Consider the following 25,336-nt stretch of genomic DNA (forward strand, 5'->3'; position numbering starts at 1 on the left):
TATAGCCGGGTATTTAGAGATACTTCTTGAATGCACCGGTCACGACCGTCAGCACAAAACCCAACATAATCGCCGAGGGTAACAGCAGCAAATTAGGCCATACCGCCGTCGGCCACGCAAGATAGAGCATGCAGGGGCCGTACATTGCCGGTTTCACGTAACGCTTCGCGTGATGGTAAACAAAGCTGGACTCATAACCAGCGCCGTATCGACGTAAATCCCGACGAACGAGGCCGTCAACAATGCCAATAACGCTGACCATGATAAATAGCGGTACTGATAACACCAGGATAGCCACGCGAATGGCGAAGATAATCGTTACATACACCGTGGCCTGTAAATACTCCCACAATGCCCTCGCCAGCCAGCTACCAGCCCGGCTAAGCGTCTCTACTGTACCGCCCTGACTGTGCACGCTGCGGGCGGTGTTCACCCAGCTGATAAATCCGGTATCCACAAAAATCCATTGGTACGCCTGTTGTATCCACGCGCTGATGACTGTCACCGGCTGTGAGAGTATCAGGCTGCGGGTAAAGCCTTCAGACAAATAACCGCTTTCCGTTAGCATGACTCGTCGGCTGTGTGCGGCACCCTCACCCGCCCAGATAAACGTCATGCCGGCATATTCGATAAGCAGGCTGACCAGAAGAGAGGCCAGTAATATCCCAATCACCTTCCAGGGCATCAGCCAGAACAGGGTAATGAACAGACCGGGCTGCTTGGGTGGAGCCGTCTGCTGTCTCTGCTGAACTTTCTCCTCGGCCATTATCCCTCCGCAGATGCCGCCAGGGCATCAGAAGGTAAGGCGCTGCCCGTCCACCAGGTTTCGCCGGTGCGATAATTCTGTTGCATGTATTCTGCGATGCGGCTGATGCTTTCCGGCATCAGTGGGTCGTTACCGCTCCCCGGTAACGGCATCCGGATTTTCCACAACCGCCCCCCTCCCAGCAGAGCAAATGCCTGCCCCTTAGGCAGGTTGATGATATCCGCCGGTGTGATCATCGGCATTCTGGCCAGCGTCACCTGATCCTGCACGTTACTGTTAAAATCGGTTCCCTCACCAGGGCGCGACACGTCGGTCACGCCGGAGGTGAGGGTTTTATTGTACACATCGACTTCTGGCAACTGACTGGTCAGCAGCTCCGCCGTACTGTTCTCACGTACCCGCAGCATAATCAGGGAGTTGAAGTTACCGACAACCTGATTCGCCTTCGCACGGCTCCCTACGCGGGCCTCAATATCAGAGAGGGTTTGGGTGTACGCCGTCACCTGGATACCGGCACCGCCCCCCTTGTTGATAAGCGGGATGAACTCATCCCCCATCAGCTCATTGAATTCGTCGCAGTGCAGATTGATAGGGACTTTCTTTTGCGAAGCGGAGCCGGTTTCATCTGCCAGACCAAATTTATAAATATGGCCGGCGACAGAAACCAGATCTGCAAACATGCTGTTGCCAACGGCCGATGCGACCTCCGAATCCGACAGTGCATCGAGGCCGACATACACAATCCCTTTCTTGCGGATCACTTCCTGCCAGTCAAAGATGGGACGCTTATCGTCCATATCGTTGTAATCCGGAGCCAGCAGCGCCGCCGTCTTGCCCGTGGTCAGTTTCTCCAGCAGGGGCAACAGGGAGGCCACGATTTTATCAAAATAGGTTCGGTCATAGCGAACTGCGCTCCGCAGTCCGTCCAGTACCGGATCCCACAGTTTCTTCCCTTCATCCGTGCTCAATGTCATCTCAATGGCCCATACCCGCATCGCGTTGGCCTGTCCCTGCATGTTTCGCGGCAAGTCTTTTTCTTTGAGCATGCCCGAAGACAGCAAATTCTCTACCTGCATCAGCAGGTGAGGCGCCTTCGAGGCCAGCATATTTTCTACGTAGGTTTCATAGAGCTCACCAATGTTGGTGACGTAGCGCAGGATAAGGGTGTAGTCAGGACGCTGTCCAAGTGCCACCAGCGCCCGGGTGATGATATTCACAAAACGCCAGGCGAATTCACGAAACGCCGCTGAGTTCCCTTCACCGGACAGCTGCCCTGCGACGCGTGAAGCCACTTCAGAGATGCGGCTAAAGCGGCCGATGGCGTTATACCGTGCGCTGACGTCTGGCCACCCCAGGTGAAAGACGTAAAACTCATTCTCCCTGCCCGCTCTCCGGGCTTCTGCATACATGCGTTTGAGCAAGTCTGCGTCCCCCTTGGGGTCAAACATTACCGTGACATCACCGCGGCGAATGTCTTGGGTGACCAGCACCTCGGCCAGACGGGTTTTGCCCACGCGGGTGGTACCGATCACCAGCGTATGCCCCACCCGCTCGCCAAGGTCATACAGCACGTCACTCTCATCAGGTTCGACACCGTGATAAACAGGACTGCCTCCCACTGGCGGTAAGGGCCGTGCAGGATTGAATATTGAGTCAGTCTGCGTCAGACGACACAGCCACGGCAGGCTGTATTCCAGCCGTTTCTCCAGGTCGCGAGCCATGCGATAGATAACGGAAGGCTGAACATAATGTTCCGCTTCAGGTCGTCTTGCCTCCAGCAGACGTTGCGTGTGTTTTTGCGTCCACTGAAATCCGCGGCCCAGGAACAAATACCTCTGGCTGACGGGGATTTGCCGGCTGCTCAACTCATAGCGCGGCAACCGCTTAATATTGCGACGGTAACGCAGGATACGCAGTCCTTGACGGGTACGCTGAAGAGCCAACACGCCAAATCCGGCGGCGGTGACCCAGCTGACTGAAGGGGCCAGGGCAACAGCCCAAGGGGCCGTCAGGCAGATGTAGGTTGCGCTCCAGGCAGTCCCTGCCGTATACAGCTCTACGGCAGGTCGCAAAAGGGATTCCATGACATAACGGTCGCTCATCGCTGTTTGTCCTTCAGGTTATCGCTACCCCTTATCTCTCCCGTTGATACCGCGCTCACAACCGGTTTTAGCAATGACGTATTCATACTCCAGACGTAGCATATTCCCTCCAGCAGTACGCTAAAGAGAATGACGCACTTCCCTATTTGATTCATCAGGTAGTGATCTCCCAGAACTATTCTGGCCACGTCAACAAGTTGTCCCACAGGAAGGAAAAGCCAGAAGCCGAACGTCGACGCACCAATTAAGAAGAAAGGCACTGCGACACACACCCGCCAAAACAGGCTTAGCCCATAACGAAATGGATCGACCATAAGGAATGCAAATGCTTCAAGACGACCAAAGCCCAGCTGTCGCAGTCGATTGAATTTTGAAATAAAGGATTGAGGGGATGTCATAACCGGTCTCTCACTGATCGATGTATTGCCAGCCGGCGTTACCGGACAGCAGTTTTAACAGACGATTGCCGCTGATAAGCGAAACGTCGGGTACGGCGCGCAACGCTTCGCGGCTGACCTCCCCGGTTCGCCCGGTATGTACAAAGAATCCCCGACAGCGCTCCTGACGTACCATCGCCCCAAAGTCCAGGACATGCCCGGACGAAATGCAGCTGGAATAGCGTTTTGCCTGTATTAACCAGCGCTGGCCATTAATCCAGACCTGTCCATCGACCCCGCCGTCGCCGCTGTAGCGGGCATTTCGCTTTATCCGACATCCCTGACGGGCAAACGCCGTCATAAGCATTTCTTCAAATACATAGGGATTGATTTTTCGAAGGTAAACCAGCCTGGCAGCGTCATCCCTCAGTTGCGGGAGGCGGACAAGAATACGTGCGGCCTGACGCTGATAACGTCGGTGGCGGCGCTGACTTGCCGTGCCAAAGAGAAACGGCAGCAGCATGAATGCCAGAGGAAGTAGCAGAACGCTCAACCACCATCCCGGCACGCCTTGCCGCAGGGCACTGAGAATCTGGCCCCCCGTAAGTGCAGGACTCATTGTGTAAGCCCTTTCTCGGTAATGATCAGCGGGTAGTGGGTCAGTTGCAAACGGCGAGCCAGGTCACTGCCGGAAACCGGCACCATATCGCTTCCCGGGAGCAATGCCTGTAACGCCTTCAGGCGGTCCTGGTCGGCAACGTTCACCACAAATCCGGTGGCATTGAGACGCGTAAGCTCGACCCTGCGCTGAGCCAGCCACTGCCTGGACAGGTCATCATCGCCGATAATAAAAACGGGCGGCATCCCAGGGAGGGTGAGTTTTCTGGGCATCACTGCACCGGGTGAAAGCTCAGGCGTGCGGACGGGTAATGCAGACGCCACAGAGACCTGCGCGGGCGCCTGAGGCTGATCCACTGATTCCGGCGGCGTAAATTCACCGGGCTGGTCATTCACCGCATCAAAATAGGTATCCGTTGGCTCTCCCCCGAGGTCTCCCACCACAGTCAACGCCGAATACCCCGCCGTTGAACACCCCACAGCGCACATCAATACCATCATTTTTAAGAATTTCATTTGGGCTCTATCCAGGTGAGTTGATTACTGGCCAGCGCAACTCCCTTCAGCGGCGTCGGCATCAGATAATGTGTGTCAGAGGCTTGCTGAACGGGGGCCAGGGTGTCGAGCTTACGGCGCACGATCGCTATGTAGGTGGCCGCGGCTTTACCGCCGGCCGGGTGGTGGTAACACCCTGCCGCTTTAATCCAGCTCCCCGGACTGGCGTCATAGCAGGTTCGAAGAATGTTAGCCGCGACGCGCAGGTTGGTGTACGGGTCGAAGGCTTCATAAAAGGAGGTAAACAGATGGCCATTCCACCCCAGGTTGACCTGAGCAATACCGACGTCGATGCGTTTGAGCGGGTATTTCCGGACAAATTGCAGCAGGGACTGCCAGGCGGCTTCGCGGGTCTCAAAACGATAGCCTTTGCCCGCCACATTAATTGTCCAGGGCCACGGGCGTTCGCCATACGAAAGCCGCCGGGAGCTTTCGGTCAGGGCCAGGGAATATAAGGATTCTGCCGGCACCCGTGCCGCTGCCGCAATCTGATGATAGGCGGGCGGAATTTGCTGAAGCGGCTGAACGCTTTTCGCAACGCCGCACAGCGGCAGCATTAACAGTGCTGACATCAGAATGCGGCGAGTTGCCATCCGTTTTCCCCTTGCTGCAGGATCACCGGCATTTGCCCCTGACCGTAGGTCAGCCACAATCCGCGATCGTGATTCAGTGTGATTTGACGACTTCTGACCCGGTCCACCGGAATGTTGTGGCTGACCGCCCATTTGCGCACCGTGTCATCTTTGCCATCGCTGCCCACCAGATAGATATCAACCGGGCGATTGTCGGCCAATACCGCGGCGAGGCGCGCATCACAGCGCTCACAGTTGTCGCGAACGAACAACGCCATGCGCCCGTTAGTGTCATGGGCTAGCCCGGAGGCATTCCCCATATTGACCGACAGCGCATTAGGGTACAGACGACTCCACGCCGCGTTCACTTCCCGCTGAAACGCCAGCTCCTTTTCCGTGCGCTGGTATTCTTCTTTAACCCACAGTTCCGCGAGCCGACGGCGTTCTGAAACGCTGTCGCTTTCAACACCCAGCGTGGTCAGTGGGTCAAGCCCGGGAGACTGGATCCCTCGCTTACCCTGTTTCAGTTGCTGATACTTCTGCCACTCTGTATCACTGAGCCCCCACTGCTGGGCTGATTGCTGTGACTGAGACTGGAGAGACTTATCCTGAAGACTACTTGCGGTTGACGTGGTGCTGGTTGCGCTGTTGACGGTATCAGCTCTGGCGGCACCCGTTGCCAACAATATGAACAGCATTGCTACGCGACTGATTTTCATCACGACTCCTGTTTACTGCGCGCTGAGGCGCTGTGGTATACCGTTCACAGAGAACACTGCCTGATTGCCCTCAATGCTGCGCAGCTGCCATCCCCAGGCAGAATCGCCCGGCGACAAAAGTTGCATCTGAGATAAGTTCGTAGCGCCCTGCGGCGCAATGACAGCAAAATTCTGACCGCCCCGCTGCTCAATGCCCGTCAGGATAAACGGCGCAGCCAGTGGCACAGTTCTGGCTGACCGCAGAGACTTTTTTGAGGCACTAGTTTTATGTTTTTTTCCAGAGGTCACCGCACCGCCTAAAGCGGCAGCGGGAGGTTTTTGAGCCTGGCTCACTTTGAGGGCATCGACAGTGGCTTTGAGGGAGGAAAACTCGAGTGCGCTCGCCTGACCATTATCAAGCTCATACTGAAGCGCTTTTTTCTGCTCATCGATTTGGCTTTCTAACTGCCCGATTTTTTGGTTCTGACCGGCGATTTTTCCGTCCAACGTGTTACCGAGCGTACTCATCCCTTTCACCACGCCTTCTTTTAGCGCAAAGCGTTCATCTTGCTCAGCAACGTGTTTTTCCAGCGTGGCCACTGAGGACGAAAGCTGACTCAGTTGACCGCTGCGAAATGCGGCTTCGAGAGAATTAAGCCGGATGTCCATCGTGCTCAGTTGCTGATACAGCACCAGGCTCAATATGCCAGGCGCAATAATAACGATTGCCGCAACGCCGATGGCAACGCGTTTTAGCCATTGAGGGTTATTCATCGGAAACACTGGACGCCGGGCGGGAGTGGAATGTGGCTCACCGGTGCTGTCAGCGCTCCCGGGGCCTGATGTCGGTTCTTGCTCAGGCAATGTTTCGGGGGTCATTGCACGTCATCCTTTCAAGGGTTCAGAAAGGTGTAAGGTGCAAAAATAGGAGGAATAAGGCGATATTTAAGTAAACATCGCCATTTAAAAATTAGCCGTTAAAGTGAGCGGACCAGCAGACGGTCTTTGGCATTATGGGTTGGGCTGTAATAATCGCCACACCCCACTTTGATACTTCGAATTCTCACGCTGATTTTGCAACGTTTCAAGATTAAAACTCAAATGCACTGAATCGGGCAATGCATCGATAAGCAATTGAATTGATGAGTTGTTCAGTGAATTCATTCAAAAAATAGTAAGGATAATCGGTACTGTTGATATCATTCTGGGCTTAAAATATGCTGATTTACTATTTATCTGGTTATTGCAAAGTCATCAAGCCTGCACGAGCTAGAAACATTTTCAATGTTAGTCACTTAGAATCAAAAAAACGCAACAAAATCCTTTCAAAATCAGAAATAGTCTTTGAAGGAAATAGTTCGATAATACCGCCATTTTTTTATGAATTTGGACGTATAAAAATTCATGACAACGTCTATATAAATGCTGGCTGTATTTTCCTCGATAACAATAATATCTCAATAGGTTGTAATACATTAATAGGCCCAAATGTGACATTGACATCTGTCACACATCCCGTCGATCCAGCATTCAGAAATACTGACATAATTTCTTCACCAATCGTTATTGGAGATAATGTCTGGATTGGTGCAGGTGTTGTTGTACTACCAGGGGTTCAAATAGGTCGCAACAGTGTAATTGCTGCTAACAGCGTTGTGAAATCTGATGTACCCGAGAATGTGTTGTTCGCTGGTTGTCCGGCAGTATTTAAACGCAATCTTTAAGAATTATTAGAAAATAACCCAGCATGAAACAATCGAACATGCTTTCTGCTGGGGCACTTAATAACTACTTAGTTAGTAGCACACCAAGCTACTGCAGTGATACATGACCCACCGACAACCCCTCCCCCAGTGTAAATTTGCCAACCATTACCATCAGGGGAAGGAGTATTTGTGTCTGGAGCATTCCAGCCATCTCCCCCCCAACGCGACAACACATAACCGCCGGAGAGCATCTGCTTACCAGCAGGGCAATATGCGGTGGAGAGAACATATCTACCACATGCGGCAGCGCCGGAAACCAGTTGGAAATCTTTCATTTTTGCAGATGCAGTCCACACGCCAGATTGACAAGATAAAACAGCACCTGACGCATCGCGACTTACTAAGCCATTTGGCGCACATCCCCAGCCTACATTATTGACTTGATCTAATTGCAAAGTCTCCCCAGCAGACAAGCGTCCATCGGCTCGAACACTTCCTCCTCTGACCTGCCCACCCGTATAGATATTTTTATCATTGATGGCTCGTACCCAGTCATTATCAGTCATAGTAAAACCACCTCCATGTGTTTCATTGAGCCAACCTTTACTGTCTCGGGTTATCAGCCACCCATTATTACTGCGGATATCACTGCCAGCGGTGATGGCGTTTCCCGCTGTAATACTATTGTTGGCCGTTACGTTGGAAGTTGCATTCACATTTCCCCCCTGAACTGTACCGGCAGCAGTAACATTGCCACTAAAGTTTCCCGTCTGCGCGTTGACCGTATTGGTATTGTTGAGGTTGTTACTCCCCATATCAATGCTCGTATGCATGCGGTTCAGGTCAGGTTTTCCTGTCACCGAAAAACGGTACAGGCGGTCACTCTCCTCCCGGGCCACACCCAGTTCATCAGAAGGGATAAGCGCCCCGACGTGCCCGCTGGACGTGCTGACGCCAAAGCTAGCTAAGGGCACGCTCCAGCTCTCCATCGCGCCGGTCACATTGGTACTTTTCCAGACGTACGCACCCAGGCTATCAATATCGACAGAGATCTGTCGCAATGCGGCATACGGTAAACTTTCTCCGCCCTGGGTGATCACCAGCACCTGCAGTTGGTCAGTGTTCGTCGCATTGCGCGTGACAGCTGCACTGATCTGCTGCCCGTCAGCCGTGGTATTACTGAACCCGGGTTCAATAAGCCCCGTATTTTTAAGCATCTGAGGGGTAATAATCACCGGTGCAGTGGTTCCTGCAGCGGACAGAATAGTGTCATAGTAGCGGCCCACATAGGCTTTCACGGACGATCGGAAGCGGGTCAGTTGGGATGCCGTGACCTGCCAGCCGCGTTGCTGAATATAGTCGTTGTAATACCCCATGGACCACACTGCCACCACCAGGAGGATAAGCAGTCCGATACCAGTACTCATCATCGTCCAGCCGCGGTCAGCACGTTTAAAATTTGTCGCCATACGTCACCACATGAATAAAGGATCTGAAACGTTGAGCGCCATGCACAGCAGCGCCCCGTAACCCAGCCAAGGTCCCAGGGGCCCCCCGCGGGAGGCCTCCCGCGAGCCGGCGTGCCAGAGAATAAAACCGACCAGCCCCACCATGAGAGTAAACAGCGTGAGGGGTGAACCAAACCAGGCGCCCAGACCTGCGGCCAGCCAGACGTCGCCCAGCCCAAGCACCTCCCGCTGAGCGAGACGCTCTCCCAGAACGCGGATGAACCAACCGAAGCTGAACAGAATGAGGGACGTTAACGCATGGGCAGGAAGACACTGATTAACCCAGGCAACGCAAAAACCTGCGGCGGTAAACGGCCAGGTAAAATCCCGAGGCAACCATCCCGTCAGGGTGTCGATGAGGCTCATCCGAAAGATAAATACGACAAAAATAACCGACGTCATCAGCTCAAACGGTTTGCTGAGTGAAGACAGCATGACTATTGCGCACAGGGCAATGGCGTGAAGCCAGATATGCTGTTTGATAACACGAGCATCAGATTCAGAAAATGCCTGATGCCCGTAATCCTTCATCACGTCCGTTACCTGAGCGGTCTCATAACGCAAGAACAGTAGTGCAAGGCAAAACAGCGGGAGCGACAGCGGCCAGGGGCCCACTATCGTCAATACTGTGACAGGTTCGGTCATATGACTATTCCCTTTTCCTGTTTCAGGATCCGTTTATAGATGGCATAAATACGGTTGGCGTAGGACTCACGCGTTTCATGGCGGTCTTTACGAAAACCGGCATTATAGGAGCCCAGACAGTTCCAACTGATGCCACAGACCTGAAAATGTGACGCCAGAATCCGCGTACCGATTTGCACATTGAGACAGGGACGCGTGAGGAGATCGCTTTTTTGAGTGATCACCCCGTCGCGAATAAGCTCCGGGATATGCGTTGAGTTGACCTGCATCAGCCCGTAATCCTTACTCAGAGCACGGCCGGTCCGTTTGTCACGGTTAATGTTAATGGCGGAGGGATTCAGGCTGCTTTCTCCCCGGGCAATGGCCTTTAACAACAGAGGGTCAATGTGGTATTTGGCACCGGCCGCATCAAAACAAAATGCGGCCGCCGGCTGGCACACGACCAGAAGCAGGAAGAAAAAAACGCGTGCCATGCAATTTTACCCGTTCACAGTAAAGGTAAGCGTGTTCTGCCCCGTACCGCCGCTGTCCTTGATGCATTCCTTGGCCGCCGTTTCAGCAGACACGTTGCCGTCAGTATGCGCCGAACTGTTAATGCTGACGCTGGCATAGGCGCCGTTACCCATTTGCTGCGCGATAGAAATACACGCATCCTGCGGGATTTTTGCCGAAGACAGGGAAAATCCATTGTTGAAGCCGTTTGCCGCGACAGGCGTCAGTATCACCTGACCACCGAAGGTGTTGGTCATCGTTGCAGACCCGGAAGCCGCGTCTCCCTGAATGGTCATGCCCTTTGCACCGCCTGCGGAAATCACGGTGCCGGTCATCGTGCCGGCACTGGTGAAGTCATACCCACTGCTCCCCTTAAAATTGCCGCGGACGTAGGTGATGATGCTTTGGTAATTCGTGATTTCCATTGCCACGTCTTTCTGCGTCCACAACCCCCACAGCTTACTGACGACGTACACAATAACGACGATGGCCAAGATGGCGAGTGTCCCATTCTCGATAATGCCCCACCCGCGATGGGGTGGGCGGCGAACAGAAACAGATAACGGATGAGCTGACATAAGAGATCCTTTAATGAGGAGAAGTGTGGGTCATGTCCTGAATTTGCATCACCATGCCCAACATGAGTAAGAAGAAACTGATTATCAGAAACAGAGAGAAAAGTTTTGCGACATTGGCGCGCCGGCCAACTAACGCCAGCACCTGCTCAAGCCAACGGTCTGCGTAGTGACTGATGAGCGTGGACGCGCCGTCGCCCTGCCCTAAAATTGACAGGTAGTTGGCCGCTTCCAGGCTTGGAAACTGGTATCCGCAATCGCGAAGCGACCTGCCAAGGCTGTTGCCCATACTGATACCGTCCATCACAGCATTGAGCCGCTCCCGTAACCAGGGGGAGCCAAAATCATGCAATATTCTGACGGCATCAAGATGCGGGACGCCGGCCTCAAGCAGCGCAGAGACGTTCATGAGAAAAACGGCGCCCTGCAGATCCTTGTAAATTGACCACGGCATCAGCAGGTCGGCAATACGACGTAACCGGCCACGCCAGCGCGGCAGTGACCAGAACACCAGGCCCACTAACGCAACGCTCCCAAGCGCAGCAACACTGCCATAAGCCGTGGTAAACACCGATACCTGGTTCATGAATCCGAGGGAGCCTGTCCAGGACTCAGGAGGTGACAGTTTACTGAGTGTCGGGATAAGCAGCCGGTTATTGACTGTCAGCAGGCCGGTGCCCAGGGAGAGCAGTAAAACCGGATAGACGGAGGCCATCAGTACCTGTGCCATAATCCGCCGCCGGGCGATAATCAACTTGTCGGCTTGCTCAAGTGAACGCGGTACGCTGCCGCTGCGGATGCCGGCGCTGATGAGCGCGGCCTCTTCCCGGGGAACCCAGGTAGCGAGCACGTCAGGCAGGGAATGGCCAGCACTGTTATCGGCAAGCGCTTCAAGGCAATCTTCCACCAGTTCAATATAAGGATGCCAGCGGCGGCCAAAATCGGTATGCACCTCCCCGATCATCGACAGCGCCTCTTTGAATGATTTCTTGTTTTCCAGCAGAAAACGCAGCGTCTCGTAAAAGGGTTGACGGTATCTCCCGGTGAAGGTCCTGCGCACGAGCTCGTAACGAACGCGTTCTAACAGGTTCATCTCCTGTGCGCGGTAGGTTACTGTGGAATACTCAGACATGAGGCACCTCGCAGGCGAGCAGCTCATCTTCATCGAGAGGACACACCAGATCGCCGTCAAGCGGGTCCACAAGCCCTTCGGCCAGGCGTCTCAGAAGATGTGTGCGCCGGCTGATCCCGCCTAAATGCTGCAACCAGTATTGCCGCGCGAAGGAGGTTCCGTGAGACAGTAACAGGCTCATAAAACGGGCGTCGGGTCGGATCACTTCGGCCAGTACGGTACGGCCGGTCACACCGCGGCTGACAATTCGACCGGTAAGCTCGACCTTTTTCTGACAATGCTCGCAGCCGTCGGGGTGACGAAACCAAAGCTGCTCCGGTGCGCAAACGTCGGGTTCATTGCAGTATTTCTCCAGTCTTTCCCTGATATGCCCCGCAAGCGTGGGGGCCTTCTCAGACCAAGGCACGCGGCAATGCGGACACAGAGTCTGAACCAGCCGCTGACTAAGCAGCCCAACCATAATTTGCGGATCGGCAATGAGCTGAATATTGACACCCATCGAACCAATACGCGCAATAGCACCGGCCGCGCTGGGTGCGTGCAGCGTATCGAAAACGACATGGCCAGACTCGACGGCGTGGATAGCCGCCATGACGGAATTGCGCTCCTGCATTTCACCGATCACGATACCGTCCGGATCTGAGCGAAGTGCGGCAGCGTTGGAGTCTTCCCAGGCCTCCACCACGTGTTCCCGGGCACTGCTAATGGGCGTCACTGAGGTTTGAATAGCCCCGGCAATGCGACCCTCAACGGGATATTCGATGGTCAGCAGGCGTTTTTTACCCCCCGTACGGTCAAGCCAGAGTCGGCTAAAGGTGCGTAGCGTTGTACTTTTCCCGGACCCCGTTGGCCCTGTCAGCGTCACCATGCCTTCCGGTATTCTCAGGATTTTTTCAATCAATGCCTGTTGCTCTGGCAGGAAGCCAAGCTGCTCAAGGGTAGGCACTTTATCGCTGTCGTCCGGAATAATACGCAGCACAACGTACAGCCCGTCCGGCGTCGGCATGTGCTGATAACGCGCCCCGAACACCCCTGCGCGGCGGGCATACTCCGATGCCACCCTGCCCTTTTGCGCAATCTGCTCAAGGAAGTCAGTCGAAAGCAAGTCGCACATGGAGCGGTAAATCGTAGATACCAGAGACAAACCTTCGTCATAGGTCAGCTCATTAATGACTTCAAGCTCACCGTGTATGCGCATCTCAATGACGGTAATGTTTTCATTTTTGCTCAGTGTCAGATGAATATCCGAGGACAACAGCTGCCCCGAGGCCGCCATATAGGTCAGAGCTTGTTGCTGAGTTGCACTGAGATCTTGCATCTGCTGGCGAGGAATGAGCACTAGGCTCCCAGTATTTAACCGCTTATCGCGCCGGGCCTTGAGCTCACTGAGTGACACAAACTCTTTTGTGGCCAACGGATAGGCTTTGACCCTATCCATGACCCAACGCTGAACCCGAGGATCCGTTCGGCGGTTGGTGTCAATGACCAGCCTGACGGCCCCATGACTGTCGGGAACCTCCTCAGCCAGCACAAAATCCATAATTTCACTGTCCGGTTGCATGGCGTTTCCTTAATCAGAAAGACAGTTCTGTCCCGTCACTCAGTTTCACTGCATTCAGGGTGACCGATTTGACCGTCAGCTTGCTTCCCGGCAACTGATCGCCCGGAGAAATCTCGGTCACCCCACCCTGAGGCAGAACAATGCGGGCACGCAGCTGCGCGCCCTTTCCATAAATCTCCTGAAGGCGGACAGGCGCCATGACACTCTTCTCTGACGGTGCTCGGGTAGCTTGCTGCTCCGCCCCCGCAGTCGGGGAGCCTGAAGGGATGAAAGGCAGCGGCGCGGGGGCATTGGCCACAGGGCTTGCCTGACTCATCTGAATTTCACTTTCGCTCTCACGCAGCTGCCGCGTGAGTCTGGCGGTTTGCACCTGCTGTTCCAGCAGGAAGTTGCGGGACTGAATGGCCTCGAGCTGGCCAATCGTGACATTCCCCGTATTGGCAGAGACCGCGCTTTCTGCCGCCAGGCACGGTAGGCTAAAGACAGCAAAAATGCCCAGCAGCCAGAGTCGGGAGGCGGGCTTAACGTTGTGCATAGAGACTCCCCTTAACGGTGTAGTCAAACTGCCCCTGTGGGCTGAGCGTAAAGGCAATACTGAAGAGACGAAGCCCGGTATCATCGCAGCCGGCCAGCATCCACTCCGGCGCCAGACGGGCATTGACCGCAAAGGTAAACTCACGCCAGTCCTGAGGGGGAGGAAGATTGGCTGCACCGGGGATGACTTCCGGCGGTTTTATCTCGGTAAACTGGACGTGGATGTCGCGCCGCTGCAGATGAGAAACAAAACGCATCAGTTGTGCGTTGCCGTCGGGTACGTCCTCATCTCTCACGGGCTGAGTGCTGGCAGCATAGGGCACATTGACATCCCCGTTCTGTCCGCCCTCTTTCAGGTTGAACTCCGCGCTCTGCCCAAAAATCTGTTTAGCCCGGCGGGCAAAATCCTCCACCGTGGTACCGGGCATCGCCACATACCGCAAGCGCAACCCCGTCTGGGTACATTCGCCGGCGGTAAGCCGCCATCCCACCACAGAAACAGGCAGTGGCTCACGGGTAAACCAGCACTGACTCAGAAAAACAGAGGACGGCAACAACGAGGCCCACGGATGCGCAGCCTTTGTCGGGACGCTGGGCTTCGTCGCCGTCAGGGCGTGCGCCTTATACTCAGCCAGCGCAGCCGCCTGCCTGGCCCGCAAGGTCGCATCATCCCGCCAGTAATAGAGCGCGGCACAGACACCCATCACCACCAATACCAGCGCGCCTAATTTTGGCAAAGAGGGTATCTGGCGCAGCTGAACGCGACGACGCAGCTGGCGGGTTAATGAACCGCTCAGGCTTTGCCAGGATTGAGGGGCTTCAGGCGTTGTCGTACATTGCCAGCCGCGCTGCACATCAACCGGGTCATTGAACTCAATGAAACGTTCCTGGGCGGCGTTGACCTCCTTCAATGTCCCGACTACGTCTCCCATGACGGAGAGTCGCCCCCCAACCGTGGCAAAAAACACCCAGCTGTCAGCGCCTTCATCAAGACGATAGATGCCGTAGCTGTTGCCCCCTTCGCGTATTAAAAAAGCAGCGGCCAGCGAAAAGAGGCCAACGCCGCGTCTGACCCGGGCAGGTCGGGCAAAGCCGACCATTCTGTTGGGTTTTCTGCCTGTTTGGATCCGATGGGTGTCGCCGCGGTTATTGCGTCCAAATCCAATCCCGGCACCCTTTTCATCCACCCAACGTAATCCTGCCAGCCAACCGCTGCGGCCCTGAATAAGAACGGGCTGCGTAGCCGCTGAAGGACGCATCTCTTTATGTTTTCTCATCGTTACCTCAGCAGCACGGGCGTAATAAGAATGACGAGCGTGGTGCGTGACGACTTCCCATCCTGTCCACCACCCAATAGCCAGTTACCCGGCGTAAAGGTACCCTGCCTGTCCGCCGATGTGGTGACCTGGTCAGACCCTGTCAGTACGAGCGTCTGCCCACTGCGCATGTTGACTTTTTGCGTCATCGCTTCTGTCGAAGTGTTCGGCACGTCATTTCGCGTATTGCCGTCTTTACTGATAAAAGACTGGATCTTCGGAGGACTGGTATAACTGAAAGCAAACTGCAGCTGCACATCGCCGTTTTCCTGGATATACGGCAGCATGGTCATGAAGAGACCGGTGGTCAGCGTCGTGGTGGTCATCGTCGAGGTGACACCCACGTTCGCGGTAGCCGTCGAGCTTGAGCTCGACAGGATCCCCTGCTGGTTTGAGAGCTGATACGGCACCGGGGTCAGGTTAGTCGTTGCCCTGGCCTGACTGGTCACCACGCTGACGTTACCCTGCTCTGACAACGCTTTGATAAGCAGTTGTGAACCAGAAAAACGTGCCGCGCCGCCATTGGCGGTATCAAGAATAGCCAGACCCAGGCTGCTGGCTGATGAGGAAGCGCCGGTAAAACTGCCGCTGACGGTTGCGCCGAAATTATGAAGAGACTTCGCGATAAGCCCGGTATCAATGCCGTTATTCTCAGTGCGGGAATGCGTGTAACTGAGGATTTCGATATTCAGTTGAACCTGGCGATTCAATACAGTGTTCTGGTATTCAACATAGCGGCTCACGCGATCGAGCACTTCCGGGGTATCGGTCACTGTCAGCGTGCCGCTGGCCGAAGAAAGCCAGTAGCGCCCTTTTGCTGGCGTCAGCATTTTTTCAACGGTATTACGGATATCTTCATAAAGGTTACTGCTGAGGTCATATCCAGTCTTTTGAGCGGAATTGACGTCCCCCGTCATACCTGAGCCTGTTCCTCCCCCCGAGCCCAGCTGATTGCCAGCACCGGAATTGATGCTGGCAGAGCTGTCAATTTTGGTGTTGAGGATCACCAGTTGGAACGTACGTGTATCCATCTGGTAAAAAACGATGTTGCCATGGTCATTACGCCAGGACAGGCCAAGGCGACTGGAGGCAATATCGAGCAATCCACGCAGGTCACCTTGCCATTTCAGGCCGGTGAGTACCGGGTCTGTCAAAGAGACGGAAGCGGCCTGCTGTGCTTGTCCACCAATATTGGACAGAGGAACCCTGCCATTGTCATCAGGTGCAGGCAGTTTGCCCGTCAACTGCTGAGTAGTGATACTCCCGCCACCGGTTGAGACCAGCGTTTGCAGTGCATCAGGCGTGATAGTGACGCTCAGTCCGCACATAGCCGTAATGCGCTGACCAATCTCGGGCAGGGTCATCCCTTCCGGGCGGTTAATCGTTATCTGGCAGTTGGGGAGAGATTTATCCTCCGGCGATGCCACAACAGGGATCACCGGTCGGAGATTCACCCACGGCTTGTCTGTCCAGGTGACGGCATCCTGAGTGATAGATGTACGGCTTTTAACGATACGCTGGGCGGCATTGCCGTCCTCCAGCGCTTTACGATCCATGCGATTAAATTCTGTGCATCCCGCCAGCATCACCAACGCGGCAATCATCGCGGCGTGGAGAACGGGTCGGGACAGGGGAAACTTCTGCATCCTCGATTCCTTCAGTTGAGATAAACGACATTGCCTTCTGCCACGCCGGCGGGAAGGGACAAATTCATATCGGTGCCGTCAGACATTTTCAGCCGTCCGCCTGATACCATGCACACCAGGGCTGAACCGACTGACTGGCTGTTCAGGGAATCGACCAGGCCCGGGCGATCCGCAGACCAAACCCAGAGTCTCCCTCCATGAATTGCCGCCTGAATGTGACTGTCAGGGGCCGGAACAATGCCAAACTGACCAACGGCAAGCGGCCCCTCGGCTAACTGGCGGGTGTATCGCCAGTCATTCACCGCGCTGGCCAACCGGAGCATGTCCGAGGCGAGACGGCCTGCATTCATCTGGATCCCCTGACGTTCAAGGCGGGAGGCCTCCCGGGTCTGAACGTTGCCGACAATCAGCAAAAAAATCATAGCCAGCGCGGCGATGGCGTACCCCATCAGTTACGACCGGGCTGGTCACTGACGGATACCAGGCACTGCATGCGGCTGGCGGCGGCGTAAAGCGGTTTGTCAGCCTGGCGATACAAGTCAAAAACCTGAACCAGTACCGACTCAAAGTTGCCGTGGAATGTCAGAGGCGCGTCGATTCGATAGTCGAGCGATACCGGCCAGATAACGACCCAGCTCCCGCCGTTGTCGCACTTCGCTGAACCCGCCCAGCGGGTTAGCGTCTCTTTTAGCGTGGAGCCCACCTCGGCCCGCCACAGTTGCCCGGACGGGGCAGCCGTTACCGGTGTTCCCGGGATAAATAGCGGGCCTGAGGCAGAGGTCGGCGGATTTTGTACAGGAAGTGCCTTAGGCACTGGGGAGGTATTGGTAGTCAATAAAGACGTCGTGCCAGTAGCCGCGATAGAAGACGTTGACGTTTTGGCAGAGGGTTGCACCGTCAGCCTTGGTTGAGTAGCGGATGACGCAGCAGGCGTGGGATTCGTGGCAACAGGGGTTGAGTTACTCGTCAGGGTGCCCTTCCTCACTGTCGTCAGCTCCGGAGAGGGTACCGGGGCACTTTCAGGTTTCAACACGGGTTTGGGCTGTCCAGCAGCGGGCACGGGAAGAAGTGATGCGGCCGGATTATTGTTTGAGGCTCCAAATGACGGGGCAGTGAACGGATCACCCGACAGTCGCGGCAAAGCAGCCGCAGTAGTCGGTAAACGGGAGGAAACAGGCGGGGTGGCTGCGCGCGGTGCGAAATCACGATAGGCATCGCGAAGCGTAAAACACACCTCACGGTTGACATCATCAACACGTAAACGCCAGGCGGGGCCGGCCAGGATCTGCAACGCCTCGCTCAGACGAACGGGACCTATCGAGCGCTGCACGGCCGGTAACGGGCTGCTGAGCAACTCGGTAAATACGGAAGAGGATGCCGGGCAAAGAGAGTAACCAGACTCCAGCAGCAGGTAGCGGAAACCATCCGCGACAGAGCGCACTAACTGCGCCGGCATTGTAATATCGACCATCTGGTTTAACGGGTCACGCTGCGCATCCGCTGGCCGGGTGCTGACCAGGGTGTACTTGTCATAGCGCACCACCTCGGGCGACTGGCCCTGGTAGATATCGCTGAAGCGGGGATTGGCTGAAATACGCGGCAGTACGTCTGAGGACGTGTTGCTATTAGTGCACCCGGCGGTCAGCAATGACAGCGTAAGCCATGCCAGATTGCGCCCGGGATGCGGGGTCAGTTGTGCCATCAATGTTCACCGTAAGAGTCATCCTAATGAGAGACGGATATTTTGACGGCGACGCAAAGTGGGACAACGTTAAACTCTTTCTGGAAACTGAAGAAAAACCCAATACCTGCCTGACGCTAGCAATTGTTTGATGCGGACTTTTCCGGAGGGGTAGTGTTGGAAGGGGGTTTTGGCAGCACAAGGATAAAAAAACGCCGGGCATGCCGGCGTTTCATACAGATATATTGAGTGGGTTAATCAGGATAAAACTCACTGTCCATGACCTGATCAAACGTCCACGGACATGATTTCGGGAACGTGTTCTCATCCATGCCCGTTTCTCTTGCAGCAGACAAAATGGCATCGCCGTAAGCGTCTGTCGTCATCTCATCCAGCTCACGCTTTAAACTTGGACTTTTAGACAGGCGACGCGCCACTTTACGACGTTGTTCTGCAATGGTCAGTTGCCAGCTGCGGCCACGGTGGGAAGGCTGGAAAGCCCACTTAAGGAGATGGAGAAACAAAACCTCAAGGCGTGACTCCAGCTCGCTTCGTTGGCTATTGCCCATGCTCTCGATTTCCTCCAGCAAGTTTGGCGCGTCTAACTGACTCAGGCTGCCGGAACGCAGCAAATTCGCCTGTTCCCGAGTCCAACCATAAAAATCAGTATCATAACGGTTAGTCATAATGTTCCTCCGCTAACAGCTCACCTTACCTTTAGTAAAGTGAGTCTGTCAGAGAATCGAACGCCAGTCAAAACTGGCGAAAAGTGATGTACACAAAGCTTAATAGTCCTCACGAAATACCGTAGACAGCTCCCCGACATACGCCGTACCCGAAACCGAGGAACGGAATATCGTCGTCGAAATCCATCGGCGGTTCATTGCCCATAGACTGTGGAGCTGACTGAGGTGTCCCGCTCTGTGCGGGGGCTGCAGAGTGCTGTTTACTTGCAGGCTGACCACTTCCACTGGTGTTGGTGCGATTACTGCTGCCCAGCATCTGCATAGTGCCTTGCTGTTTGACCACAATTTCAGTCGTCCAACGCTCGGCACCCGCATTGTCAGACCACTTACGAGTCTGCAGCTGACCTTCGATGTAAACCTGAGAACCTTTATGCAGGTATTCTCCGGCGATTTCAGCAAGCTTGCCAAACAACACCACGCGGTGCCATTCAGTACGCTCTTTCTCTTCGCCTGATTGTTTATCACGCCAGGATTCGGACGTGGCTAATGAAATGTTCGTCACTGCCATACCATTTGGAAGATAACGAACTTCGGGTTCCTGCCCTAAAAAACCGATCAGGATAACTTTGTTTACGCCGCGACTGGACATATTGAATTCCTCTTAAAGTAGTTGAGAGGAACACACCCGCTGGTGTGTTCCAGCTGGGTGTGTATCCGTGTCGAGTTAGAATGAATTGTCAGCGTAACTTTTCAGTTGCTCTGCATTCTGTCCCGGCGGTGTAGAAGTCGGTTTTTCGGATTTGAAGACGATCTCGCCACCAATCTTTATCCACTCGACCGCTATCAGTCGGGCTTTTAAACTTGGACGACTTTCACCGGCGTGATCCCCTTTAGACAAGGTGAAGACGTCAGCGGTAAGACCGCTCAGAACGAAGCCAATCAACACCTGTTTCTCTTCATCCACTGACTTTTGGCAGCGATTGATGAGTGAAACACTTTCCTTGCCTGCAACAGTCACGTCAAAACGGGTGTAAGACGCATTGTCTGTCGGGCCGGTAAGGGCATTAATGACGGCACAGGTGAATTCACCTGTGGTGCCAGCCACTTTGCGGATATTTTTAAGGTATCCGATGCCGGTAACGTTGAGATTGAAATATTCAGCCTTAGGCTGAGAGGAAGCATGTGAAGCGTTGTTTGAAGCAGGGGTATTTGCAGTAGCAGTCATGATGTTCTCTCCGGAGTGAAAATAAACAGGTAGCGGAGAAACAATCATCCCAGGCGGGAGAATGTTTCCCGCAGGGAAGTCAGTAACGAGGTCACTGACTGGCTGAATTTGTGAAGGTGGCCTTAACCCGAAGGTCTCTGTTTGCAAAGGTTAACAGATTTAACGTAACCGCCCGAAAGCGCCATCTCTCAGGTCATGATGGCATTGGCATGTGATCACCCGAAGGCGTTCCTCTCAAATCACCGGAACATTGGCAGTTGTCAGAGACAACGATTGGCCTGTTCAGTTTTAAACCGCGGCGAGGAGAAGTCAATATAGCGAGTCTAAAAAATTGAAATTGGGGAGACACAAATAAACAGCGGCACCCTAAGGTACCGCCATTGTGATCTGCACCATCGATCTGAGGTTAAGCTGTTTGAACAGCAGCTCCGGGGCATGTTCAGGACCCGGCACGGTTTTCACGGAGGTTATGTGCCTTACAGACTCTACTCTCAGGTGTGGGAGCGGTCTGTCAGACTGTTCGGCCAGAACGCAATGCATGTAGCATTCTGGCAGACCGCAGTCACGGGGTGCGGCTTCAGAGCCACGAGAAACATAGCAAAATACATGCCTCGCCCGCAATCGGTTAATTCTGCTTTGATTTACGGGACTTAGGTTTAGACGGCTTTTTCTTCCCTTGGTCAGGGGCATTGACCACACCTTTGCAGGCCGGATATTTCTCACAACTGTAGAAAGTCCCTTTCTCACTGCGCCGCAATCGGGTTTTACTGCCACAAAGGGGACATAGCGGCGTCGGGGGCACGCGGATCGTTACATTCTGAACCAGCCCCTGAGCAACAAGCTGACGCGTCCAGCCCGTCTGTCGGGCCATAAAGTCTTCCAACCGCATCCTCCCCGCGGCAACCTCATCAAGCGCCTGCTCCCACAGCGCTGTCATGCCTGGCTCTTTCAAGGGCGCAGGCAAGGCGTCTATCAGATCCATCGCCACCTCCGTCGCCCGCAGATAGCGGCCCTTAATGACGATATATCCCCGCTTTAGCAGAGTGTCGATGATACCGGCACGGGTCGCTTCTGTTCCCAGGCCCGCATTCTCTTTCAGGACCTTTTTCAACTGCAAATCTGTCACGTAAGACGCAGCGTTCATCATCGCGGCTATCAGCGTATCGAACGTGAAATGCAGCGGTGCTTTCGTTTTAAGATTCTTCACCTCAGCAGCCGTCACGGTGCAAACGTCCCCTTTGTTCAGCGCGGGGAGCGCGTTGTCCTGATCATCCTCGGCGTTCTCTTTCCCATCAGCGACTGAGTTGAACAAAATTTTCCATCCAGGGACTACGACCACCCGACCGGTTGTGCGAAAAAGCTGTCCTCCTATGCTGAGGTCCAGGCGTGTCACATCGCTCTCGTGCAAAGGCAGGAACTGGGCGAAGTAGTGGCGGCGAATGAGCTCATACACCCTCTTCTCTGCGTCATTCATTTTACCCAGGTCGCAGGTATGCTTAGTCGGAATGATCCCGTGGTGAGCCGTGAGCTTTTTATCATTCCAGATACGTGAAGCAAAACTGGGATCCAGGGTCGCGATTACAGGCGTCAGGGAGGGGTCAATTTTAGCCAGTGCGGCAAGAACCTGAGGGATTTCTTCGCGCATCGACTCCGGCAAAAAACCGCAGTCGGTACGGGGATAGGTCGTGGCCTTATGGGTCTCATACAAACTTTGGGCAGTATCAAGCACCTGCTGAGGTGACATTTCCCACAGTTTCCCACAGGCCTGCTGCAAAGCGCCTAACGAAAAGGCCAGCGGCGCAGCTTGTGTCTCACGCTTTTTCTCCTGCTCAAGAACTTGAGCCTGCCCCGTCTGACGGCACAACTGGACCACCTGCTGGGCTATGCCCTGATGGACACAGCGTTTTTCCTCATCGGTGTACATTTTCGCAGGCACCCACTGGGCAGCAAACGTCACACCACCCGCATGCAAAACCGCACTGACCTGCCAGTAAGGTTTCGGAACAAAAGCGGCAATGACCCTGTCGCGGGTCACAAGCAGTGCCAACGTCGGTGTCTGCACCCGGCCTACTGACAGCACCCCGTCAAACCCTTTTTCACGGGCCTTCAACGTATAAAGACGGGTAAGATTCATGCCGGTGAGCCAGTCAGCACGGGCGCGCCCAAGTCCCGCATAATACAGTGCCTGAGTCTCCGTACCGGGTTTAATGTTACTGAGCCCCTCGCGGATACTCTGTTCATCCAACGCCGATAGCCAGAGCCTGTTGACCGGTCCCCGCCATCCGCAAAAGTCCAGCAACTCCCGGGCAATAACTTCGCCTTCGCGATCGGCATCGGTGGCAATCACCACTTCGTCAACCTGCTTCAATAGTTTTGCGATCGTCTTAAACTGATCTTCCGTGTCTTTCTTCACTGTCATTTGCCACTGTGCCGGCAGTACCGGCAGGGCATTAATATTCCAGGGCTTTGCGAACTGCGGACCGTACGCCTCCGGAGAGGCGTTTTCGAGTAAATGACCGACCGCCCAGGTGACCGTCACGCCCGGGCCCTGAAGAAAGCCGGTGCCCCTTTTCGTGGCACCGAGGATGGCTGCGATGTCCCTCCCCTGAGAGGGTTTTTCACAAAGGAATAGGCGCATTATTCCTCCTTTATTTAGCAGTACCGCTATTATTAGCCCGGTAGCGGATACGCAGGAGATTAACGCTGGCCTCATAGACGGGCGGGGAGAAAGCAGACCGACGGGTCCCCAGCAGCACGTCAACATCAGGTTCACCGAGATCCAAAACGGCCTGCTGCCACACTGCATTATTTTCGACTGCGTCCTGTCTAGAAACATTTACTGAGCGATAGCTCATCGCAGTCCCATAAATCTCACGAAGAAGGCGACTTCCTTCACTTAACATGTCGTAACGTTGTTGACGTGAAATTAATCCATAGTGCGAGGCCTGAAGGACTTGCTTGGCAAACTGATCAAAACCAAGAAGCAGGAAAACACAGCGATAACCCAGGGGGGTATTACTGAATACCCGAATATCAAGGGGTTCAGAAACAGAAGCCTCACTTAACGTTGCCCCTTTCGGTAACCATTGCATGTCTTTTTCAAGACCTTCGATCAGAGAATGCATCTTTTTATTCGCGGTATTGAGCTTCTCTTCCATCGACCACATAGTGGCATCTGCCCATGGGTTATTCTTAAGAGAGTCCTGATTGATTTTGGATGCCAGACTGAGAAAGCGCGGCATTCCCATGATGGCAGGCTTGCCTTTACTCCCCTCTTCCCCTTTCTCTGCTTTCCTGCCCTGCCATAACCCAATGGCATAGTGGCTGTGGAGTTCAATTTTCAACTCTGAGTGCAATGCACCCGTTCTTTTTTCAGTATTTTCAGCCATCGTTGTCACCGTCTTATCAGTTAAGAAGGTCTAGATAGTCCTGAAAATACAGAGCTCCCAACAACGAAAAACTCTTCATTCATTTTCTGAATATTAGACCACGCCATCCTAAACCCTGTTGTGAAATAGGTTTCTGTACATTTTCCGACCTTGTTGCGCCCCGCAACAAGGTTATTTTTTAGGCGATCAGCTATAACGAATAATCGTTTTATAGAGCCACTAAAATTTATGGCTATTTTTTAACCACTGCGGTGCCCCGCAACATTGCATTCCGAATGTCAGCGATAACGCTTGAAACACTTTCGGCAGAGGCCCTTTGTGCAGGCCTTTGAAATGCTGGCATCGGCGATAAGGCGGCGTTTGCCTGTCCGACAGGCTGGGACGAAGTGACAGCGTCGGGCATCACAAGTTGTCCATCACGGGCCCGTTTGAGCATTGCCAGCATCCAGCCCATAGGGTTGGTTAACTGGCCCTTACGCAGTTGTTTTTTCAGCATGCCCATAAGCGCAGAAGACTCCGGCTCAGGCAAGGCAGCCAGCTGAGCAGACAGCGCTGCCGCATCCTCCGTTGATATCTTGCTGGTCAGCGACTCAGGCAGTTCCGGTACTGACAAACCCTTACCACCGTTCTCATCCGGTACGTACGTTTTTTTATTCACACCTTGTGTGAAAATACGTACGTTACAGTTCGATTTCCGAACTCCGGCGTAACTCGCTGATTTTAGACTGAGTTCTGGATCCGAACTCGGCTCATACTGACTCATTACTTCACTGAGTTCGGATTCCGAACTGGGTATTTTATGACGTTTTTCTGCGCTTTTTATACTGAGTTCGGGAACCGAACCCGGCTGATAGGCACGGCGTAGAGTGGCCATCTCATGCGGTGTTGATGCCGAACCGAGACGACTGTCAATCATGGCCAGACGTGAATGGCGGTGACGCATCGTCGGGTCATTTTTGATGTCGGCAAGCACGGCCATGGCCGTCATGCGAACCGCCTTATTACGGTGCTGGCAACTCGATGCTACGAGGTCAAGCCAACCGGGATCAAACGTTTCTGCATCACGGCAACTTAGCGGCTCATCATGTTGGGCATAAATGTTACCCCTCACCCGGCCGCGCACATCACGGACGCGCTTACACAGGCTCAGCCAGCCGGTTATCCTCAACATGAGAAGCACTCTGCTGATAGTTTCACGGGACGCTTTTTCCGCATGTGGGGAGGCAAGTTGGAGTTGCAATTCGTCGTAGGTTGGAAAGACCGCCCCCTCGTTTTGCTGTGCGTAAAGACGGATCATCACCCACGCCGTTTTATCCAAAGGCGAAAGACGCGTATCCATAAACAGCTGACGTGGAAAAGCATCATGTACATTGCCCAGGAAAAGTAGCCCGCTGCGTTCGCTGATGACATCATTCTCCGCCGTTCTACTGGCGAGGTTATTCTGCATTCGTGACAGAGTGAACTCTACGATGCTGTCTGGCGGTAATCCCATCTCGCGTCCTCTTTATACATGACAGCGACAGCACTGCGGGGCCATGAAGGCCCCGTTTCT

General features: G+C 54.2%; 26 protein-coding genes. 1 reads left to right on the forward strand and 25 read right to left on the reverse strand.

What is annotated here, in order from left to right; genetic code table 11:
- Nucleotides 1–13: 13 nt before the first annotated feature.
- From IEV89_RS10240 to IEV89_RS10275, 8 genes are read right to left on the reverse strand one after another with little or no spacing between them, the layout of a single operon-like run.
- Nucleotides 14–766: a TIGR03747 family integrating conjugative element membrane protein gene (locus tag IEV89_RS10240; protein ID WP_188473151.1), complete on the reverse strand. Its 753-nt coding sequence runs from the start codon at nt 764–766 to the stop codon at nt 14–16.
- On the reverse strand, nt 766–2,868 hold the full coding sequence (traD, locus tag IEV89_RS10245; RefSeq protein WP_188473153.1) for a type IV conjugative transfer system coupling protein TraD: 2,103 nt from the start codon (nt 2,866–2,868) through the stop codon (nt 766–768). Before traD ends, IEV89_RS10240 begins: the two co-directional genes overlap by 1 nt.
- Entirely contained in the window at nt 2,865–3,266 is a 402-nt protein-coding gene (locus tag IEV89_RS10250; protein WP_188473155.1) for a hypothetical protein, read from the reverse strand. Before IEV89_RS10250 ends, traD begins: the two co-directional genes overlap by 4 nt.
- Nucleotides 3,267–3,276: 10 nt before the next feature.
- Entirely contained in the window at nt 3,277–3,864 is a 588-nt protein-coding gene (locus IEV89_RS10255) for a restriction endonuclease (RefSeq protein WP_188473157.1), read from the reverse strand.
- Nucleotides 3,861–4,379 (reverse strand): integrating conjugative element protein, encoded by a 519-nt coding sequence (locus IEV89_RS10260; protein WP_115060438.1) that lies wholly within the window; start codon nt 4,377–4,379, stop codon nt 3,861–3,863. Before IEV89_RS10260 ends, IEV89_RS10255 begins: the two co-directional genes overlap by 4 nt.
- Nucleotides 4,376–5,011 (reverse strand): transglycosylase SLT domain-containing protein, encoded by a 636-nt coding sequence (locus IEV89_RS10265; RefSeq protein ID WP_188473159.1) that lies wholly within the window; start codon nt 5,009–5,011, stop codon nt 4,376–4,378. The genes IEV89_RS10260 and IEV89_RS10265 overlap by 4 nt, the downstream gene beginning before the upstream one ends.
- Nucleotides 4,990–5,709 (reverse strand): TIGR03759 family integrating conjugative element protein, encoded by a 720-nt coding sequence (locus tag IEV89_RS10270; RefSeq protein ID WP_188473161.1) that lies wholly within the window; start codon nt 5,707–5,709, stop codon nt 4,990–4,992. Before IEV89_RS10270 ends, IEV89_RS10265 begins: the two co-directional genes overlap by 22 nt.
- Before the next feature lie 12 nt (nt 5,710–5,721).
- A complete protein-coding gene (locus IEV89_RS10275; RefSeq protein ID WP_188473163.1) occupies nt 5,722–6,567 on the reverse strand; it encodes a plasmid transfer protein in 846 nt (281 codons plus the stop codon).
- A gap of 338 nt (nt 6,568–6,905) precedes the next feature.
- On the opposite strand from IEV89_RS10275, the gene IEV89_RS10280 reads away from it, so the two are divergent.
- Nucleotides 6,906–7,412 (forward strand): DapH/DapD/GlmU-related protein, encoded by a 507-nt coding sequence (locus tag IEV89_RS10280; protein WP_188473165.1) that lies wholly within the window; start codon nt 6,906–6,908, stop codon nt 7,410–7,412.
- A 68-nt stretch (nt 7,413–7,480) separates the two neighbouring features.
- Here IEV89_RS10280 and pilV read toward each other — a convergent pair whose 3' ends face one another.
- The 17 genes from pilV to IEV89_RS10365 form a co-directional block, all read right to left on the reverse strand.
- Nucleotides 7,481–8,863, reverse strand: coding sequence for a shufflon system plasmid conjugative transfer pilus tip adhesin PilV (pilV, locus tag IEV89_RS10285; RefSeq protein WP_188473167.1), 1,383 nt, complete (start codon nt 8,861–8,863; stop codon nt 7,481–7,483).
- A 3-nt stretch (nt 8,864–8,866) separates the two neighbouring features.
- Nucleotides 8,867–9,547 carry a prepilin peptidase gene (locus IEV89_RS10290; RefSeq protein ID WP_188473169.1) on the reverse strand — a complete coding sequence of 227 codons (681 nt, stop codon included), beginning with the start codon at nt 9,545–9,547 and terminating at the stop codon, nt 8,867–8,869.
- Entirely contained in the window at nt 9,544–10,020 is a 477-nt protein-coding gene (locus IEV89_RS10295; protein ID WP_188473171.1) for a lytic transglycosylase domain-containing protein, read from the reverse strand. The genes IEV89_RS10290 and IEV89_RS10295 overlap by 4 nt, the downstream gene beginning before the upstream one ends.
- A 6-nt stretch (nt 10,021–10,026) precedes the next feature.
- Nucleotides 10,027–10,617, reverse strand: coding sequence for a type 4 pilus major pilin (locus tag IEV89_RS10300; protein WP_188473173.1), 591 nt, complete (start codon nt 10,615–10,617; stop codon nt 10,027–10,029).
- A 10-nt stretch (nt 10,618–10,627) separates the two neighbouring features.
- The gene (locus IEV89_RS10305) at nt 10,628–11,746 is read right to left on the reverse strand and encodes a type II secretion system F family protein (protein WP_188473176.1); all 1,119 of its coding nucleotides are present in this window, start codon (nt 11,744–11,746) and stop codon (nt 10,628–10,630) included.
- Entirely contained in the window at nt 11,739–13,307 is a 1,569-nt protein-coding gene (locus IEV89_RS10310) for a GspE/PulE family protein (RefSeq protein ID WP_188473178.1), read from the reverse strand. The genes IEV89_RS10305 and IEV89_RS10310 overlap by 8 nt, the downstream gene beginning before the upstream one ends.
- Before the next feature lie 13 nt (nt 13,308–13,320).
- Nucleotides 13,321–13,842 (reverse strand): type IV pilus biogenesis protein PilP, encoded by a 522-nt coding sequence (pilP, locus tag IEV89_RS10315; protein ID WP_188473180.1) that lies wholly within the window; start codon nt 13,840–13,842, stop codon nt 13,321–13,323.
- The gene (gene pilO2, locus IEV89_RS10320; RefSeq protein ID WP_229746440.1) at nt 13,829–15,118 is read right to left on the reverse strand and encodes a type 4b pilus protein PilO2; all 1,290 of its coding nucleotides are present in this window, start codon (nt 15,116–15,118) and stop codon (nt 13,829–13,831) included. Before pilO2 ends, pilP begins: the two co-directional genes overlap by 14 nt.
- 2 nt (nt 15,119–15,120) lie before the next feature.
- Nucleotides 15,121–16,803 (reverse strand): PilN family type IVB pilus formation outer membrane protein, encoded by a 1,683-nt coding sequence (pilN, locus tag IEV89_RS10325; RefSeq protein ID WP_188473182.1) that lies wholly within the window; start codon nt 16,801–16,803, stop codon nt 15,121–15,123.
- 11 nt (nt 16,804–16,814) lie between these two features.
- Entirely contained in the window at nt 16,815–17,252 is a 438-nt protein-coding gene (pilM, locus tag IEV89_RS10330) for a type IV pilus biogenesis protein PilM (RefSeq protein ID WP_188473184.1), read from the reverse strand.
- The gene (gene pilL2 / locus IEV89_RS10335; RefSeq protein ID WP_188473186.1) at nt 17,252–18,505 is read right to left on the reverse strand and encodes a PFGI-1 class ICE element type IV pilus protein PilL2; all 1,254 of its coding nucleotides are present in this window, start codon (nt 18,503–18,505) and stop codon (nt 17,252–17,254) included. Before pilL2 ends, pilM begins: the two co-directional genes overlap by 1 nt.
- Nucleotides 18,506–18,738: 233 nt before the next feature.
- Nucleotides 18,739–19,170 carry a DUF29 domain-containing protein gene (locus tag IEV89_RS10340; protein WP_188473188.1) on the reverse strand — a complete coding sequence of 144 codons (432 nt, stop codon included), beginning with the start codon at nt 19,168–19,170 and terminating at the stop codon, nt 18,739–18,741.
- Between the two features lie 109 nt (nt 19,171–19,279).
- Nucleotides 19,280–19,819, reverse strand: a complete 540-nt coding sequence (locus IEV89_RS10345) for a single-stranded DNA-binding protein (RefSeq protein ID WP_188473189.1) — start codon at nt 19,817–19,819, stop codon at nt 19,280–19,282.
- A 75-nt stretch (nt 19,820–19,894) separates the two neighbouring features.
- The gene (locus IEV89_RS10350) at nt 19,895–20,395 is read right to left on the reverse strand and encodes an STY4534 family ICE replication protein (protein WP_188473191.1); all 501 of its coding nucleotides are present in this window, start codon (nt 20,393–20,395) and stop codon (nt 19,895–19,897) included.
- A gap of 625 nt (nt 20,396–21,020) precedes the next feature.
- Entirely contained in the window at nt 21,021–23,033 is a 2,013-nt protein-coding gene (locus IEV89_RS10355) for a DNA topoisomerase III (protein ID WP_188473193.1), read from the reverse strand.
- Nucleotides 23,034–23,043: 10 nt separating this feature from the next.
- The gene (locus IEV89_RS10360; protein ID WP_188473195.1) at nt 23,044–23,784 is read right to left on the reverse strand and encodes a PFL_4669 family integrating conjugative element protein; all 741 of its coding nucleotides are present in this window, start codon (nt 23,782–23,784) and stop codon (nt 23,044–23,046) included.
- 232 nt (nt 23,785–24,016) lie between these two features.
- The gene (locus IEV89_RS10365) at nt 24,017–25,276 is read right to left on the reverse strand and encodes an STY4528 family pathogenicity island replication protein (protein ID WP_188473197.1); all 1,260 of its coding nucleotides are present in this window, start codon (nt 25,274–25,276) and stop codon (nt 24,017–24,019) included.
- Nucleotides 25,277–25,336: the final 60 nt, after the last annotated feature.

This window comes from Hafnia psychrotolerans, from assembly GCF_014639435.1.
Taxonomy (GTDB): domain Bacteria; phylum Pseudomonadota; class Gammaproteobacteria; order Enterobacterales; family Enterobacteriaceae; genus Ewingella; species Ewingella psychrotolerans.

Excerpts from the sequence above, each read along its gene's own strand:
- IEV89_RS10240 (WP_188473151.1), bottom strand. The coding sequence starts at position 766 with ATGGCCGAGGAGAAAGTTCAGCAGAGACAGCAGACGGCTCCACCCAAG.
- traD (WP_188473153.1), bottom strand. The coding sequence starts at position 2,868 with ATGAGCGACCGTTATGTCATGGAATCCCTTTTGCGACCTGCCGTAGAG.
- IEV89_RS10250 (WP_188473155.1), bottom strand. The coding sequence starts at position 3,266 with ATGACATCCCCTCAATCCTTTATTTCAAAATTCAATCGACTGCGACAG.
- IEV89_RS10255 (WP_188473157.1), bottom strand. The coding sequence starts at position 3,864 with ATGAGTCCTGCACTTACGGGGGGCCAGATTCTCAGTGCCCTGCGGCAA.
- IEV89_RS10260 (WP_115060438.1), bottom strand. The coding sequence starts at position 4,379 with ATGAAATTCTTAAAAATGATGGTATTGATGTGCGCTGTGGGGTGTTCA.
- IEV89_RS10265 (WP_188473159.1), bottom strand. The coding sequence starts at position 5,011 with ATGGCAACTCGCCGCATTCTGATGTCAGCACTGTTAATGCTGCCGCTG.
- IEV89_RS10270 (WP_188473161.1), bottom strand. The coding sequence starts at position 5,709 with ATGAAAATCAGTCGCGTAGCAATGCTGTTCATATTGTTGGCAACGGGT.
- IEV89_RS10275 (WP_188473163.1), bottom strand. The coding sequence starts at position 6,567 with ATGACCCCCGAAACATTGCCTGAGCAAGAACCGACATCAGGCCCCGGG.
- IEV89_RS10280 (WP_188473165.1), top strand. The coding sequence starts at position 6,906 with ATGCTGATTTACTATTTATCTGGTTATTGCAAAGTCATCAAGCCTGCA.
- pilV (WP_188473167.1), bottom strand. The coding sequence starts at position 8,863 with ATGGCGACAAATTTTAAACGTGCTGACCGCGGCTGGACGATGATGAGT.
- IEV89_RS10290 (WP_188473169.1), bottom strand. The coding sequence starts at position 9,547 with ATGACCGAACCTGTCACAGTATTGACGATAGTGGGCCCCTGGCCGCTG.
- IEV89_RS10295 (WP_188473171.1), bottom strand. The coding sequence starts at position 10,020 with ATGGCACGCGTTTTTTTCTTCCTGCTTCTGGTCGTGTGCCAGCCGGCG.
- IEV89_RS10300 (WP_188473173.1), bottom strand. The coding sequence starts at position 10,617 with ATGTCAGCTCATCCGTTATCTGTTTCTGTTCGCCGCCCACCCCATCGC.
- IEV89_RS10305 (WP_188473176.1), bottom strand. The coding sequence starts at position 11,746 with ATGTCTGAGTATTCCACAGTAACCTACCGCGCACAGGAGATGAACCTG.
- IEV89_RS10310 (WP_188473178.1), bottom strand. The coding sequence starts at position 13,307 with ATGCAACCGGACAGTGAAATTATGGATTTTGTGCTGGCTGAGGAGGTT.
- pilP (WP_188473180.1), bottom strand. The coding sequence starts at position 13,842 with ATGCACAACGTTAAGCCCGCCTCCCGACTCTGGCTGCTGGGCATTTTT.
- pilO2 (WP_229746440.1), bottom strand. The coding sequence starts at position 15,118 with ATGAGAAAACATAAAGAGATGCGTCCTTCAGCGGCTACGCAGCCCGTT.
- pilN (WP_188473182.1), bottom strand. The coding sequence starts at position 16,803 with ATGCAGAAGTTTCCCCTGTCCCGACCCGTTCTCCACGCCGCGATGATT.
- pilM (WP_188473184.1), bottom strand. The coding sequence starts at position 17,252 with ATGGGGTACGCCATCGCCGCGCTGGCTATGATTTTTTTGCTGATTGTC.
- pilL2 (WP_188473186.1), bottom strand. The coding sequence starts at position 18,505 with ATGGCACAACTGACCCCGCATCCCGGGCGCAATCTGGCATGGCTTACG.
- IEV89_RS10340 (WP_188473188.1), bottom strand. The coding sequence starts at position 19,170 with ATGACTAACCGTTATGATACTGATTTTTATGGTTGGACTCGGGAACAG.
- IEV89_RS10345 (WP_188473189.1), bottom strand. The coding sequence starts at position 19,819 with ATGTCCAGTCGCGGCGTAAACAAAGTTATCCTGATCGGTTTTTTAGGG.
- IEV89_RS10350 (WP_188473191.1), bottom strand. The coding sequence starts at position 20,395 with ATGACTGCTACTGCAAATACCCCTGCTTCAAACAACGCTTCACATGCT.
- IEV89_RS10355 (WP_188473193.1), bottom strand. The coding sequence starts at position 23,033 with ATGCGCCTATTCCTTTGTGAAAAACCCTCTCAGGGGAGGGACATCGCA.
- IEV89_RS10360 (WP_188473195.1), bottom strand. The coding sequence starts at position 23,784 with ATGGCTGAAAATACTGAAAAAAGAACGGGTGCATTGCACTCAGAGTTG.
- IEV89_RS10365 (WP_188473197.1), bottom strand. The coding sequence starts at position 25,276 with ATGGGATTACCGCCAGACAGCATCGTAGAGTTCACTCTGTCACGAATG.